Origin of the sequence: Streptomyces sp. NPDC001663, from assembly GCF_042893105.1 — a bacterium.
GTDB lineage: Bacteria > Actinomycetota > Actinomycetes > Streptomycetales > Streptomycetaceae > Streptomyces.
Map to the genome: position 1 here is coordinate 56,851 of NZ_JBIAUR010000004.1, position 14,316 is coordinate 71,166.

At 72.2% G+C, this 14,316-nt stretch carries 14 protein-coding genes; 5 read left to right on the forward strand and 9 right to left on the reverse strand.

Annotated elements, in window-relative coordinates; all coding sequences use genetic code 11:
• The first annotated feature begins 235 nt into the window (after positions 1–235).
• From ACFY1L_RS14245 to ACFY1L_RS14255, 3 genes are all read left to right on the forward strand, one after another.
• Complete coding sequence (locus ACFY1L_RS14245; protein WP_388823028.1) at positions 236–1,234, forward strand: helix-turn-helix domain-containing protein; 999 nt, start codon at positions 236–238, stop codon at positions 1,232–1,234.
• A gap of 36 nt (positions 1,235–1,270) precedes the next feature.
• A complete protein-coding gene (locus ACFY1L_RS14250) occupies positions 1,271–1,753 on the forward strand; it encodes a DUF456 domain-containing protein (RefSeq protein ID WP_388823030.1) in 483 nt (160 codons plus the stop codon).
• Positions 1,754–1,820: 67 nt separating this feature from the next.
• A complete protein-coding gene (locus tag ACFY1L_RS14255; protein WP_388823032.1) occupies positions 1,821–2,189 on the forward strand; it encodes a PPOX class F420-dependent oxidoreductase in 369 nt (122 codons plus the stop codon).
• Here the strand turns inward: ACFY1L_RS14255 and ACFY1L_RS14260 are convergent.
• The 9 genes from ACFY1L_RS14260 to ACFY1L_RS14300 form a co-directional block, all read right to left on the reverse strand.
• Positions 2,186–2,668 (reverse strand): methylated-DNA--[protein]-cysteine S-methyltransferase, encoded by a 483-nt coding sequence (locus ACFY1L_RS14260; protein WP_388823034.1) that lies wholly within the window; start codon positions 2,666–2,668, stop codon positions 2,186–2,188. The genes ACFY1L_RS14255 and ACFY1L_RS14260 overlap by 4 nt on opposite strands.
• Before the next feature lie 6 nt (positions 2,669–2,674).
• Positions 2,675–4,072, reverse strand: coding sequence for a DNA-3-methyladenine glycosylase 2 family protein (locus ACFY1L_RS14265; RefSeq protein ID WP_388824011.1), 1,398 nt, complete (start codon positions 4,070–4,072; stop codon positions 2,675–2,677).
• Positions 4,073–4,158: 86 nt separating this feature from the next.
• Positions 4,159–5,259, reverse strand: coding sequence for a ribosome small subunit-dependent GTPase A (gene rsgA, locus ACFY1L_RS14270; RefSeq protein WP_388823036.1), 1,101 nt, complete (start codon positions 5,257–5,259; stop codon positions 4,159–4,161).
• A 186-nt stretch (positions 5,260–5,445) separates the two neighbouring features.
• Positions 5,446–6,927 (reverse strand): cellulose binding domain-containing protein, encoded by a 1,482-nt coding sequence (locus ACFY1L_RS14275; RefSeq protein ID WP_388823038.1) that lies wholly within the window; start codon positions 6,925–6,927, stop codon positions 5,446–5,448.
• A 166-nt stretch (positions 6,928–7,093) separates the two neighbouring features.
• Entirely contained in the window at positions 7,094–7,819 is a 726-nt protein-coding gene (locus ACFY1L_RS14280; protein WP_388823040.1) for a hypothetical protein, read from the reverse strand.
• Positions 7,816–8,370 carry an RNA polymerase sigma factor gene (locus tag ACFY1L_RS14285; RefSeq protein WP_388823042.1) on the reverse strand — a complete coding sequence of 185 codons (555 nt, stop codon included), beginning with the start codon at positions 8,368–8,370 and terminating at the stop codon, positions 7,816–7,818. The genes ACFY1L_RS14280 and ACFY1L_RS14285 overlap by 4 nt, the downstream gene beginning before the upstream one ends.
• Positions 8,371–8,433: 63 nt before the next feature.
• Complete coding sequence (locus tag ACFY1L_RS14290; RefSeq protein ID WP_388823044.1) at positions 8,434–9,753, reverse strand: radical SAM protein; 1,320 nt, start codon at positions 9,751–9,753, stop codon at positions 8,434–8,436.
• Between the two features lie 58 nt (positions 9,754–9,811).
• Positions 9,812–10,474: a pyridoxamine 5'-phosphate oxidase family protein gene (locus ACFY1L_RS14295; RefSeq protein ID WP_388823046.1), complete on the reverse strand. Its 663-nt coding sequence runs from the start codon at positions 10,472–10,474 to the stop codon at positions 9,812–9,814.
• Between the two features lie 89 nt (positions 10,475–10,563).
• On the reverse strand, positions 10,564–11,571 hold the full coding sequence (locus ACFY1L_RS14300) for a hydroxyacid dehydrogenase (protein ID WP_388823048.1): 1,008 nt from the start codon (positions 11,569–11,571) through the stop codon (positions 10,564–10,566).
• A 104-nt stretch (positions 11,572–11,675) separates the two neighbouring features.
• Between ACFY1L_RS14300 and ACFY1L_RS14305 the strand changes: the two genes are divergently transcribed.
• Together ACFY1L_RS14305 and ACFY1L_RS14310 are read left to right on the forward strand one after the other, a co-directional pair.
• Positions 11,676–12,929, forward strand: a complete 1,254-nt coding sequence (locus tag ACFY1L_RS14305; RefSeq protein ID WP_388823050.1) for an FAD-binding protein — start codon at positions 11,676–11,678, stop codon at positions 12,927–12,929.
• A gap of 140 nt (positions 12,930–13,069) precedes the next feature.
• On the forward strand, positions 13,070–14,314 hold the full coding sequence (locus tag ACFY1L_RS14310; RefSeq protein WP_388823052.1) for an ROK family transcriptional regulator: 1,245 nt from the start codon (positions 13,070–13,072) through the stop codon (positions 14,312–14,314).
• The last annotated feature ends 2 nt before the right edge of the window (positions 14,315–14,316 follow it).

A 14,316-nucleotide genomic window follows, 5' to 3' on the forward strand; every position in this document is an offset into this window, starting at 1 on the left:
CGCATGCATACGGACCGGCCACGAGTGTGACCTGCTTGCCTGGAGATCAGCTGTGAGTCGGATCCGCGTTCTCTCCCAGGCAGGCGGTGGTCGACACCGCGGTGGCGCCACCTTGGCAGAGTGACGGGTGGTGCGGCGATGATGTGCCGAGGCGGGTTTCCGCCGTGGCTGTTTTCCGCCAGGGCGGACATCGCGGGTTTTCGGGGAGCGGGTCTTCGGGGAGGGGCGACACCTGATGCTGGGAGTGCTGGGGCTGGACGAGACGCACGAGTCGGCGTACCGGGCACTGGTGACCCTGGGCGCCGCCGACGTGCCGGATCTGGCCCGGCGGCTGACGCTCGGCGAGTACGACACGGAGCGTGCGCTGCGCCGCCTGGAGCGGCACGGGCTCGCCGCACAGTCGTCGGCGCGTCCGGGCCGCTGGGTGGCCGCCCCGCCGGGCGTGGCCCTGGGCGCGCTGCTCACCCAGCAGCGGCACGAGCTGGAGAAGGCGGAGCTGGCGGCCGCGCTGCTCGCGGAGGAGTACCGGGCGGCGGCGGCCGAGCCCGCCGTACATGACCTGGTCGAGGTGGTGATCGGAGCGGCGGCGGTCGCCCAGCGCTTCCTGCAGCTGCAGCTCGGGGCGAGCGAGGAGGTGTGCGCGCTGGTCACGGGCGATCCGGTGGTCGTCTCCGGCCCGGACAACGAGGCGGAGGAGCAGGCGGCCGGGCGCGGGGTCCGCTACCGGGTGGTGGTGGAGCGGTCGGTCCTGGACCTGCCGCACGGGATCGGCGAGCTGTCCGCCGCGCTCGGCCGCGACGAGCGGGTGCGGGTGGTGGACCGGGTGCCGACGAAGCTGGTGGTCGCCGACCGGTCGCTCGCCCTGGTGCCGCTGACCTCGCACACCGCGGAGCCCGCCGCGCTGGTCGTGCACGCGAGCGGTCTGCTGGAGCTGCTGTCCGGGCTGTTCGAGTCCGTGTGGCGGGACGCGCTGCCGCTCCGGCTCGGCGCGTCCGGCGTGACCGAGCAGGCCCCTGACGGCCCCGACGGCACGGACCTGGAGATCCTCTCCCTCCTCCTCGCCGGGCTGACGGACGCGAGCGTCGCCAAACAGCTGGACCTGGGCCTGCGGACCGTGCAGCGCCGGGTGAAGCGGCTGATGGAGCTGACCGGCGTGACGACCCGGCTGCAGCTGGGGTGGCATGCGCACGAGCGGGGCTGGGTGGCCCGGGACGTACCGTCCGAGCAGGGCTGACCTGCGTCTTCTCCTGCTCTCGGGCACTCTGGACAGATGGGAGTGTGGGACCTCCTGCTGGTCGGTCTGGTCCTCCTGCTCGGCCTGTGCGGAGTGCTGGTGCCCGGGGTGCCGGGGTCGTGGCTCGTGTGGGCCGCGGTGTCGTGGTGGGCGCTGAAGGATCCGCAGCCGGTCTCCTGGTGGGTGCTGGTGGGTGCCACGGTCGCGCTGCTGTGTTCCCAGGTGGTGCGCTGGGTGCTGCCGCCGAGACGGCTGCGCGCGAGCGGCGCCACTCCGCGGATGGGCGTGTACGCGGGGGCGGGCGCGTTCCTGGGTTTCGTCCTGGTGCCCGTGCTCGGCGCGATCCCCGGCTTCATGGGCGGCATCTACCTGTACGAACGCCGCCGCCTGGGCCGGCATCGCGAGGCGATGGCGGCGCTGCGGCACGTGATGCGCTCGGGCGGCTCCAGTGTGCTCGCGGAGCTGTTCACCTGTCTGCTGATCGCGGGGGCGTGGGTGGGCGCCGTGCTCTGGGGCTGACGTAGGGCCAGGGGCCTAGGCCGAGGATCGGATGTGCGGGCGGGGCGGACGTGTTTGGCTGGCTGCCATGACCGAATTCAGCGAGGCCGAGCGCGCGTATCTGAAGTCGCAGCGGCTGGGGCGGCTGGCCACCGTCGACCCGCACGGGCAGCCGCAGGCCAACCCGGTCGGCTTCTTCCCGCAGGACGACGGCACGATCCTGGTCGGGGGCATGGCGATGGGCCGCACCAAGAAGTGGCGCAACCTCCGGCAGAACCCCAAGGTCGCCCTGGTCGTCGACGACATCGTCAGCACACGCCCGTGGCGGGTGCGCGGCATCGACATCCGCGGCGAGGCCGAACTCCTCACCGGCCCGCACGAGTTGGGCCCGCACTTCAGCGAGGAGGTGATCCGCATCCATCCCCGGCGGATCCACAGCTGGGGGCTGGAGGCCTAGAGGCTCCCCTCCAACGTGAGCAGCTGCACCTTCCGCTCCAGGCCGCCCGCGTACCCCGTCAGCGAGCCGTCCGCGCCGATCACCCGGTGGCAGGGGCGGACGATGAGCAGCGGGTTGGCGCCGATCGCGCCGCCGACGGCCCGTACCGCGGGCCGTGACGCCCCGATCCGCGCGGCGATCTCGCCGTACGTCGTCGTGGCCCCGTACGGCACGGAGTCGAGGGCGCCCCACACGCGCTCCCGGAACTCACTGCCCGTGGTGCTGAACTCCAGCCGGAACTCCTTGAGTTCACCGGCGAAGTAGGCGGCGATCTGCTCCTCGGCGGCACGGAAGACGGCGGGTTCGTGCCGCCAACTCTCCTGCACCGTACGGCCGTTCTTCTGCCCGGGCACGGAGACGGAGGTCAGCGCGCCGGTCGCGTCGGCGGTGAGGAGGAGAAGCCCGACGGGGCTGTCGACACTCGTCCAGAGGGTGGTCATCACAGTTCAGTCCAACTCTCCTGCTGCGCGCAGGTGTTGCAGGGCGTACGACCGCCAGGGTCGCCAGCTGTCGGGAACGTCGATGCCGGGCGGCGCGACGTCGGGGTCGCCGAGGGCACGGGTGCGAATGACGGCGACCGTACCGGCGTCCATGCCGGGCAGGGCCAGCAGCGCCGCCTCGGCCTCGTCGCGGTCGGCCCCGGGATCGAGTCGTACGGCGCCGTCGGCGAGGGCGGCGGTCAGTGCGCCCAGGGTGCCGCGGGGCTCGGCCTCCGCGAGGACGGCGGGTTCGGGGAACAGGTGGGTGAGGCTGTCGCAGGGCGCGTCGAGCGCCTTGCCGTACCGCCGGACGAGCCGCTCGGCCTCGTTCCGGCCGACCAGTGCCCGCACCGCCAGTTCCTCGGGGTCGGCGGCACCGGGCGAGCGCAGCCCCGGCCGGGCGGCGACCAGCGGGGCGAGCCGCTCGTCGGCGCCGAGGCGCTCGTCGACGGCGTACGGGTCGGCGTCGAGGTCGAACAGCCGCCGCAGCCGCCCCACGGCGGTGGTCAGGTCACGGGGGTCGGTGAGGTGCAGCCGGGCGTCCAGCCAGCCGCCGGGATGCGAACCGGACGCGGACCTGACCGCACCGGTCCGCTCGTCGACGGCGACGATGCCCGTGCCGTGCGGCAGCCGGAGCGTACGGCGGTACGTGCGCCGTCCGCGCACGCCGCTGACCTCCTCGACGCCGGCCACGGCCTCGTCCGCCAGCAGGTCGAAGGCGGCAGCGCTCTGATACGGCCCGCGGTGGGCGAGGCGCAGCGGTATCCCGGCCGTCGGGGCGGCCGCCCGCCGGCCCGCCCGGCCGCCCTTCGGTGCGGCGGCCCGCAGGTCGCTCGGCGTCGCCGCGTAGATCTCCCGGACCGTGTCGTTGAACTGCCGGACGCTGGCGAAGCCGGACGCGAACGCGATCTCCGTGATCGGCAGTTCGGTCGTCTGCATCAGGACCCGCGCGGTGTGCGCCCGCTGCGCCCGGGCGAGCGCGACGGGCCCGGCGCCGAGCTCGGCGGTGAGCTGCCGCTGCACCTGCCGGGCGCTGTAGCCGAGCCGGTCCGCGAGGCCGGCCACACCCTCGCGGTCGACGACCCCGTCGCCGATCAGGCGCATGGCCCGCCCCACGACATCGGCACGCACGTTCCAGTCGGCCGACCCCGGCACGGCGTCCGGCCGGCACCGCCGGCAGGCCCGGAAGCCCGAGCCCTGCGCGGCGGCGGCCGTCGCGAAGAACCGCACGTTGCGGCGCTTCGGCGTGACCGCGGGGCAGCTGGGGCGGCAGTAGATGCCGGTCGTCTCGACGGCGAAGAAGAACTCACCGTCGAAACGGGCGTCCCGGCTGCGTACGGCTTCGTACCTGGTGTCCTCGTCCATCACGTGTTCCAGTTTCCGCCGTCGGCGAGGGTGCTGCTGGCGGAAATCGGACACGACATTGCAACCTGCGGAGCTGCGGGCGGTCCTTACCGCCAACGGCCCCGCTTGGCCTCCATCGCCGCCTTCCCTTCCGCTCCCCTCCTCTTCCAGTCCCGCCGAAGCTCCGCACGGGCCCTCGCGTCGGTCTTGGCCACGATCCACTGGTTCTCTCGGATCAGCTTCCGGTAGCTGTCCAACCGCCGCTCGGCCAGCTCGCCGGAGGCGATCGCGCCCAGTACCGCACACCCCGGCTCCGCCTCGTGCGCGCAGTCGTGGAAGCGGCAGCGTTGCGCGAGGTCCTCGATCTCGGAGAAGACCTGTCCGACGCCGGTCTCGGCGTCCCACAACCCCACACCCCGCAGCCCGGGTGTGTCGATGAGGACGCCGCCGCCCGGCAGGGCGAGCAGGTTGCGCGTGGTGGTCGTATGGCGGCCCTTGCCGTCGACGTCGCGTGCGGCCCGGACCTCCATCACCTCGTCGCCGATGAGCGCGTTCGCGAGGGTCGACTTGCCCGCGCCGGACTGGCCGAGCAGCACGGACGTACCGCCCGAGACGAGGGCGACCAGGACGTCGAGCCCGTCCCCGCCGAGCGCGCTGACCGGCAGCACGGTCACGCCCGGCGCCGAGAGTTCGACGTCCTGGACGAGGTGCGCACGCGTCACCGCGTCCGGCACCAGGTCGGCCTTGGTGAGCACGACCAGCGGTTGCGCGCCCGACTCCCAGGCCAGAGCCAGGAACCGTTCGATGCGGCCGAGGTCGAGTTCGACGGCGAGCGACACGGCGACGATCGCGTGGTCGACGTTGGCGGCGAGGATCTGCCCCTCGGACCGCTTGGAGGAGGTGGAGCGCACGAAGGCGGTACGGCGCGGCAGATACGCGCGTACGTAGCGGGGGTTCCCGCCGGGTTCGAGGGCGACCCAGTCGCCGGTGCACACGACCCGCATCGGGTCGTGCGGGGTGACGAACGCGGTGTCGGCCCGGACGACCCCGTCGGCGGTGGCGACGTCGCACTGGCCGCGGTCGACGCGGATCACCCGCCCGGGCAGGAGTCCTTCGGTGTCGTACGGGGCGAACTCGTCCGCCCATGCCTCGTCCCAGCCGTAGGGAGCGAGTGCGGAGAAGGCCATGAAAATGGAGCTGGAAGTCAAGGGAGACCCTTCACAAGGGCGGCCCCGGCAAGAGGTGAGGCGAGGTCAGCCGGCGGCCACGGAGGTGGACTTGATGAACTGGATGCGGGCAGCGCTCGTCGCAAAGACAGCCATCGGTCAACACCTCCTCTTTCCTCGATCCGTGGTGGAACCGCCGCAACAGTAGCCCGTCGCGGCGGTGGCACGTCAACCGGTTTTCTTGCAGGCCTGCCCGTTCAGCGTGAAGTCGTACGGCGGGGCGTTCCTGCCCGACCAGGAGGCGAGGAAGCCGAAGCTCAGGGTGGAGTGGGCGGCGACGGACTTGTTGTAGTCGGCGGCGGTGGCGGTGACGCGGGAGCCGCTCTGGGCGAAGCTCGCGTCCCACATCTGGCCGACCTTCTGGCCGTCCCCGAAGGACCAGCCGACGCGCCAGGTGTCGAGGGCGTCGTCCGTGGTGACGGAGACGGTGGCCTGGAAGCCGTCGGGCCACTGGTTGATCAGGTCGTACTCGACCGTGCAGGCGGCCGGTTCGCTCTTGTCGGGAACGGGCTCGCCGCCCGCCGTGGACGAGGAGGTGCCCTGCGGTTCCGGGTCGGGGTTCTTGCCGTGGCCGGCCTTGGATGCGGTGGCGGTGGCGGACGGTGTCGGGGACGCCTTCGGTGACGAGGTGGCGGAGGGCAGCGACGGGCGGGGCGCGGCCACCGGTGAGCTGTCGCTCGGGGTCTCGCGGGCCGCTGCATCGTTGTCGCCGTCACCGAACGGCATCATCGACACGGCCAGTGCCAGCAACGACACCAGGACGGCGGCGACGAGGAGCCCGTTGCGCACGACGCGCGCACGGTTCGCGGCGGGTCTCGCCTCGCCGCCCTCGCGGTCGGCCCGTTCGGGGCGCCCGGCGCCGAGGCGCACCTCGGCGGCGCGGCGGCGGCGCTCCAGGTAGGCGAGCCCGCCCCAGCCGGTGACGCCGCCGGCGAGGGCGGCGGGCAGACCGCCGCCGTGCGGGCGCAGACAGGCGGCGGCCTCCGCGCAGTCCACGCAGGTGGCGAGGTGCCGCGAGAGGTCCGGGGGGATGTCGGCGGCGGGCGAGCGGGTGATCGCGTCGAGGAGCCGGGCGTAGCTGCGGCACTGCGCGGCCATCGGTGTGTCGAGGTGGGCGCGGTGGCAGCGGTCGCGGAACAGGCCGCGCACCTGGTCGAGTTCGTCTTCGACGAGGGCCGGGTCGAGGCCCAGCCGGCGGGCCACCACGGGCAGCGGCAGCGCCTCCACCTCGGCCAGCCACAGCAGCGCGGCGTCCGGTTCCTGCAGGTCGCGCAGGCCGCGCAGGGCGAGCGGGCGCTGCAGCGGCGGCCCGGTGTAGCGGGCGGCCTTGTCCGAGTGGAGCCACAGCCGCAGGTCGGGGTCGAGGTCGTGGCCCTGTCCGCCGGCCTCCCAGGCCACCGCCGTGGTGCGTACGGCGGTCAACAGCAGCGGGATCACGGGGAGTCGGGCCGAGCGGCGGCCGGAGTTCCTGGCGGTGTCGGACCCGGTGGTGCGGACCTCGCGCATACCGAGCGCGAACGCCTCGGTGGCCAGTTGGGTGGCCGCGGCGGAGCCGGCGGTGCACAGGTCCGCGTAGGAAAGGACCGCGTCCCAGCACTCGGAGAACAGCGCGGCCTCGGCGGAGTTCTTCGGGGTCGGCAGGTCGGGCATGAGTCTCCTGCATCCACATGCGAGGTCAACTCGCCTTATTGGCAACGGAGTTGTGGGGAACCTCGCGGCAGGGCCCGAGCCTTTCACGGATTTCACACAACTGACAAGCGCTCTATTCAAATCCTGTTACCGGCGGTCGCACAACGGCGACCGCCGGTGGCACCGCCTACCGGTCGGAGTGCACGACCGCCACGACCCGTCCGTGCGCATCCAGGGCTTCGGTCCGGTACGCCTCCATCCACTCCTCGTTGCTACGAGAGTTATACGGAAGGAACGTCGAGAAGTATCGATCCCGGCCGAGATCGATCGGCCCCTCGGTCCGGCCGCCCTTCCACACGACCCGGACGGCGACGGCTCCCTTCGGTGCACGGCCGTAGACCGCGACCCAGTCGGCCAGGGCGTTCGTGTCCACGCTGCACCAGAGCGCGGGCGTCTCGGCGTTCCCGCCGCCGCGGCTGCACTCCGACCAGCCGCCCTCGACGGGCTTGCCGTCCTTGCCGAGGACGCGCACGTACGTGCAGGTCCCGCCGGACGGGTTGGGCGCCGACCAGTACTGCATACGCAGGCCGTCCGGTGTGGTCCCGGAGAACAGCAGCTCGGCCCGGTCGGTGTCGGGCGCCATCCCCTCCGAACCGGGGCCGTGGCCCGCCCGGTCGAGCCCCCAGTGCACGTCGTCCGGGATGATCCCGGTGGCCTGGGCGACCAGTCCCCCACCGCCGAGTGCGGCGACGGCTCCGACGCCGACGACCCAGCGGCGACGGTAGGACCGCGGGCGCGGCTCGGCGAGGATCCGGGCCAGCACCACCGGGTCGGGCGGGGGCTCGGCGGTCACCGGGTTCGCCGGGCCCAGCAGTTGACGTACCCGATCCTCGTTCTCGGTCGAGGCCCTCATGCCAACTCCCCCTTCAGCGCGGCCTTCGGTTCCTCCCGGCGCGCCAACTCCCGTTCCAGGCGCTGTCGTGCGCGATGCAGCCGGACGGCGAAGGTGCGTGCCGAACAGCCGACGACGGTTGCGGCGGCGGCCGTGTCGAGGACGTCCCACGCGATGAGCCGCAGCGTCTCCTGATCGCGTTCCGACAGCGCGGCGAGGGCCTGGCGCAGATGCAGTGCCTCGACCACTCCCCCGGCGTGGTCGGGCTCGGCCGGCGCCACGGGTGCCGTACTCCCGAGGCGTGCGGCGAGCCGACCGCCGCGGCGCTGTCCGCGTAGCTGGTTGGCGAGGACGTTGCGGGCCACGGCGTACAGCCACGGCAGCGCCTCGTCGGATGCGCGAGGCACTTTGTCGATACGTCGCCAGGCCACCAGGAACGTCTCGGCGGCGACGTCCTGCGCACTCTCCGCGTCCTCCACGCGGCGCCGGGCGAAGTTCAGCACCCGTCCGTAGTGCGCCGCGTAGAGCGCGCGAAGCCTCTGCTCCTCGTCAGGTGTTCCGTCCTCCGGCACACCTGCCCCCTTCCGTCCGCCGGCTGCGATGACATCCCTCTATGTCCGGCGGCAGGGCGGGAGTTACACCGCGCTGGGCTCCTGTGCCGGAAGGCTGTCCATGAAGGAGCTGACGGAGAAGACCGCGCGGCCGGGTCCGGGCGGGCCGTAGCCGGGGGGCGAGGACAGACCGAAGTCGTCCATCGTCTGGCGGTAGGCCTGCAGCAGGCGGATGTGGTACTCCAGCGGCGCGCCCTGCGGGTTGGCCTTGCCGAGCGGGGTGGTCGGCTCGGGGCACCAGGTGGTGAAGCGGGGCGTGATGCCGTGCGACATGAAGAACCGCAGGCCTTCGGTGGTCGATTCGATGGCCTCGTCGACGGTGGTGAAGCCGAAGGGCTCGGCCATCTCCACGCCGGCAACGAAGTTGGGGATCACGTTGCGCGCGCCGAAGACCTCCGCGGAGTCGAGGATGCGCTTGTGCCACTCGTCGCGGCCGACGTAGCGCTCCTTGCCGGGGCAGTACAGCTCGAACAGACGGCGGTCCCACACCTCGTAGTTGGGGTGGTAGATCTGCACGCCGTAGTCCTTGAACCGCTGCACGTCGTCGCGCGGCAGCGCCTGCGCGACGACCTTGCCGATCCAGCGGTCGGGGAAGTGCTCCTCGATGGCCTTGGCGTACATGCCGTAGAAGTCGGCCTCGTCACGGCCCTGGAGCTTGGAGGTGATGGCGCCGCCGGTGAGGGTGTAGGCGGTGGAGGCCTTCGCCGTGTCGTAACGGTCGATGATCTCCAGGGCTTCCAGGACCTCGTCGACGTCCTTGACTCCCGTGTACGGGCGCCCGGCCGCCTTGTGCTGGCGCCAGTTGTGGTTGATGTCGCAGTACTGGCACTCCTCCTTGGCGCCGAAGTACTGGCAGACGCGGAAGACGGTCAGATAGATCAGGTAGCCCCACTGGATGGTGGGGGCGACCTCCATGACGGACTTCCCGTTGGAGAGGGTGTGCCGGTAGTACTCGGGCATGGGCGGCACACCGACGTCGGCGATGCGCTTGCCGTCGAGATAGAGGCCGAGCATCCCTTCGTCGTCGGCCGCGACCCGGTACGGCGAGGAGGGGTTCACCCGCACCGACACGACGGTCCGCCGCAGGTCGTACGGCCCGCCGGTGAGGATGATCTCCTCCGGGGGCCGCCGCAGCGCGGCCTCGCCGAGCTCCGGCAGGGTGCCGTGGTCGAAGGAGAAGATGAAGTACGACTTCGGCTTGACCTCGCCGGACTCGTTGTCGCTGAGGGCGGACGGGTCGAAGGCCACGCCACCTCGCAGCAGGTCCTCTTTGAAGACGGCTTCCCGTGGTACCTGCGGGAACCGCTCCATCAGATCCTCGACCAGTGCGGTACGGCTGCCCATCCCGACTCTCCTCCCGGCTCAGGCGTTCGACTCCCCACCGTATGCCTCCGGTCGGGCGTCAGCCCTGCCGGGTCCCCTCACGGCGCGCAATGTGTCCTGGTATGGGGATCTCCGGCGGCAGCAGCGGGTCGGGCACGGGCGCGCCCCAGGCCGAGGTCAGGGGCAGGGTTCCGGCCCACAGGCCCAGCTCCGCGTCGGGTCCGTCGCCGTCGTCGGGGGCGCCGGTGCGGATCTTGACCGAGGCCTCCTCGAGGGAGAGGGCGAGGAGGGTGGTGGCGGCGAGTTCCCTGCGGTTCGGGCCGCGGGCGTACGACCACTGGCCCGGCGTCGCGTGCTCGGTGAGCCGGCGCAGGCCCTCCAGCTTCTCCTCCGGGTCGGTGACCTTGCGGGCCTCGCCGTGGATCATCGCACTGCGGTAGTTCACGCCGTGCTCGAAGACGGAGCGGGCGAGGACCAGGCCGTCGACGTGTGTGACGGTGACACAGACCGGCGTGCCACCCGCGAGGCTGCGGCTGGCCACCGAGCCGTGGAGGTACAGCTGCCGCTCGTCCCGCCCGTACACCGTCGGCACGACCAGCGGCCGCCCGTCGACCACCACGCCCAGATGACAGACGAACCCCGCGTCGAGGATGGCGTTGAGATCCGCGCGGTCGAGGCTGCCCTGTTCGCGCAGACGGCGGTGCCGGGTGCGGTCGGTCACGGGAAGCGGTTCGAGCGTCATACCGATGGACGCTACTGATATCGCAGCTGTCGCGCCAGAGCTTTACGAGTAGCTCTGTGAGCCACGCCTATACCTACGAAATCCGCAGTTCAGGCTTCCCGCTCCAGCGCCCCCGGATCCACCGGATGGGCAAGATCCCCGCCCGCCCGCAGACGTGCGGCCTCCTCGGCGACCGTCATACCGAGGCGCGACAGCTCGTTGCCCTGGGAGCCCGCGAGGTGCGGGGTGACGAAGGCGTTCGGGAGGTCGTAGAGGGGGGAGTCCCCGGGGAGGGGCTCGGGGTCGGTGACGTCGAGGACGGCGTTCAGCCGGCCGGCGCGGAGCTCGTCGACCAGGGCGTCGTGGTCGACCAGGCCGCCGCGCGCGGTGTTGATCAGGGTCGACCCGTCGGGCATCAGGGCGAGTCCCCGGCGGCCGATCAGGTGGTGGGTCCGAGGGGTCTCGGGCGCGTGGACCGTGACGATGTCCGAGGTGCGCAGCAGGTCGTCCAACGGCAGGAGCGATACGCCGAGTTCGGCCGCCCGGAGCTCGGCGACGTACGGGTCGGTGAGGCTCACGCGCAGGTCGAAGGGGGCCAGCAGTTCGATGACGCGGCGGCCGATGCGGGAGGCGCCGATCACGCCGACGCGACGGCCGTGGTTGCCGATGCCGGGGACGACGCCCCAGCCGGGGTGGGCACGTTCGGTGCGCAGGCGTTCCCGGGCGCCGAGGAGGCCCTTCCCGGCGAGCAGGATCATCGCGAGGGTGTACTCGGCCACCGGGATCGCGTTGGCCACGGCCGCCGAGGAGACCGCGATGCCGCGCCGCCAGACCTCCGGCGCGGCGAAGCCCTTGACCGAGCCGGCCGAGTGCAGGACCGCGCGCAGCTTGGGGGCCGCGTCGAGGACCGCCGCGTCCAGGCGGGGGCAGCCCCAGCCGGTGACCAGGATCTCGGTGCGGGCGAGCGCCTCCCGGACACGCGGGTCGGTGAAGTCCTCGGCGACCAGGTCCGGATCGATGTCCACGGACTCGCGCAGTCGCGCAAGGACCTCCGGGGGAAAGACCAGCGGCAGGTTCTCGGCGGTCATGGCGAACAGCGCCTGGGGACGCTCGGGCAACGAAGTGACCTTCCCGCTGGGCCGCATCGAAACCGCTCTCCACGGTGGGCGGCGGCAAATGAGAGGGTCAACGTACATGCACTTCCACGGGAGGGACGGCAGGGATGACGGAGACGGTCACCAACTGGGCGGGCAACATCACCTACACGGCCAAGGAGCTGCAGCGTCCGCACTCGCTCGACGCACTGCGGGCCCTGGTCGCCGGGAGCGCCAAGGTGCGCGTCCTGGGCAGCGGCCACTCCTTCAACGAGATCGCCGAGCCGGGCCCCGAGGGCGTCCTGCTCTCGATCGCCGGGCTGCCGCCGGTGATCGACGTGGACACCGCGGCCAGTACGGTACGGGTCTCGGGCGGCGCCCGGTACGCGGAACTGGCCCGCGCGGTGGACGCCCAGGGGCTGGCGCTGCCCAACATGGCGTCCCTGCCGCACATCTCCGTGGCCGGTTCCGTGGCGACCGGCACGCACGGCTCGGGGGTCGGCAACGGCTCGCTCGCCTCGCCCGTGCGGGAGGTGGAGCTGGTCACGGCGGACGGATCGACGGTAACGATCGCGCGGGGCGACGAGCGCTTCGACGGTGCCGTGACCTCGCTGGGCGCCCTGGGTGTCGTGGTCGCCCTGACCCTCGACCTGGAACCGTCCTTCGACGTCGAACAGCATCTGTTCACCGAACTGCCCCTCGCCGGGCTGGACTTGGAGACGTACGAGACGATCGCGTCGGCGGCGTACAGCGTGAGTCTGTTCACCGACTGGCGGGAGCCCGGCTTCCGGCAGGTGTGGCTGAAGCGGCGCAGTGACCAGCCGCTGCCGGACTTCCCGTGGGCGGCGCCCGCGACCGAGAAGCTGCACCCGGTGCCGGGCATGCCGGCCGTGAACTGCACGGAGCAGTTCGGGGTGCCGGGGCCGTGGCACGAGCGGCTGCCGCACTTCCGGGCCGAGTTCACCCCGAGCAGCGGGGCCGAGCTGCAGTCGGAGTATCTGCTGCCGAGGCGGTACGCCATCGACGCGCTGCACGCGCTCGACGGGATCCGTACGACGGTCGCACCCGTGCTGCAGACCTGCGAGGTGCGCACGGTCGCCGCCGACACGCAGTGGCTGAGTCCGGCGTACGGGCGGGACACCGTGGCGCTGCACTTCACCTGGATCGAGGACACGGCGGCGGTGCTGCCGGTGGTGCGGCGGGTGGAGGAGGCGCTGGACGCCTTCGAGGCACGGCCGCACTGGGGCAAGGTGTTCACCGTGCCGCCGGCGGTCCTGCACGGCCGGTACCCGCGGCTGCACGACTTCGGGGCGCTGGCCGGGGTGCTGGACCCCGGTGGCAAGTTCGCCAACCCGTTCGTGCAGGCTGTGCTGGGCGGCTGAGTTCGGACGGGCCTTCACAGGACTTTTTAAAGCCCCTTTCCTAACCCCTTGTCGAAAGTCCCCCGCAGCCCATAATCTTGCGCCGCGCCGGTGCCGACGTGCCCCGGCCTGCCTGAGCCGAAGGGACGGGGGGCAACCCTGTGAAGCGCACATCACGTGACATCCGCATGGCGAACCGCTACGAGGTGCTGCGCCAGATCATCGCCCACTCGCCGACCTCCCGGCAGGAACTGGCGGCCGCCACCGGGCTGAGCCTGGCCACGGTCGCCACGCTCGTCGGCGAGCTGCTCGAGCTGCGGATGATCACGGAGGTCGGCTTCGAGGACTCGGCGGGCGGCCGCCCCCGGGGTCTCGTGGCCGTCAACGCGTCGGGGGGCGCGTTGATCGGCGTCGACATCGCGGAGACGTACGTCCATGTCGAGCTGTTCGACCTCGCGCTGAACGTGCTGGCCCGCGCCGACGAGGACATGCGCCCCGGCGAGAGCCTGCCGGAGCAGGTGGTCAGCCATGTGGCCGCCGCCGTCGGCTCCGTGGTCGCGCAGGCCGGCATCGAGGGCGCGCGGGTGCTGGGCGTCGGGGTGAGCGTGCCGGGCCAGGTGGACCGGGACACCGGCATCTCGGAGTACGCGCCCAACTGGGACTGGCACGACGTGCCGCTGCTCGACCTGCTCTCCGAGGTCATCGCCTACCCCCTCTACCTGGACAATCCGCTGCGCGCCGGCGCCGTTGCCGAGATGTGGTTCGGGGCTGCGCGCGGGCGCGGGGACGCGGTGGTGGTCAACCTCGGGACCGGCGTCGGCGCCGGGCTCGCCCTCCACGGCGGGCTGTACCGGGGGGTGAGCAACAGTGCCGGCGAGTGGGGGCACACCACGCTCGTCCTGGACGGCCGGTTGTGCCGCTGCGGCAACCACGGCTGCGTGGAGGCCTATGTCGGCGCCCCCGGCATCATGCTGAATCTGCGGGAGCTCAGTCCGCAGAGCCCGCTGCTGCACCCCGACGACCAGACCGCCACCATCGACGCGCTGGCCCGCGGCGTGGACGCGAACGACCCCGTGGCCCTCAAGGTCGTACGGGAGACGGCCCGTTACATCGGCGCGGGCATCGCCAACCTGGTCAACGTCCTCAACCCCGAAGTGGTCGTGCTCAGCAGCTGGGTCGCCCGCAGGCTCGGCGAACCGCTGCTGCACGAAGTGCGCGAGGCCGTCGGACGGCATGCGCTGCCGCGGCCGATGGCCGCCACCGAGATCGTCCTCTCCCCCATCCCCACCGACCCGGCGTGCCTGGGCGCGGCGACCTTCGCGCTGGAGGGCGCGCTGCAGTCGGTGGGGCAGAGGGCCGCAAAACGCACCACCCCTGCAAGGAGCCGTACCGCACCACGTTCATGACG